At 56.0% G+C, this 298-nt stretch carries 1 rRNA gene; it reads left to right on the top strand.

Annotated features, from left to right (window positions below):
* Positions 1-298: ribosomal RNA gene (locus G3N99_RS42670) — 23S ribosomal RNA — on the top strand; the annotation flags it as partial.

Below are 298 nucleotides of genomic sequence, written 5' to 3'. Positions count from 1 at the left end.
GCAGCCACCCTTTAAAGAAAGCGTAATAGCTCACTGATCGAGTCGTCCTGCGCGGAAGATGTAACGGGGCTAAGCTATATACCGAAGCTGCGGATGCGTGCTTTGCACGCATGGTAGGAGAGCGTTCCGTAAGCCTGCGAAGGTGCGTTGAAAAGCGTGCTGGAGGTATCGGAAGTGCGAATGCTGACATGAGTAGCGATAAAGGGGGTGAAAGGCCCCCTCGCCGTAAGCCCAAGGTTTCCTACGCAACGTTCATCGGCGTAGGGTGAGTCGGCCCCTAAGGCGAGGCAGAAATGCG

It is taken from the genome of Burkholderia sp. Ac-20392, assembly GCF_017104585.1.
Taxonomy (GTDB): Bacteria; Pseudomonadota; Gammaproteobacteria; order Burkholderiales; family Burkholderiaceae; genus Burkholderia; species Burkholderia lata.
This window is presented reverse-complemented; position numbering and strand designations above follow the sequence as displayed.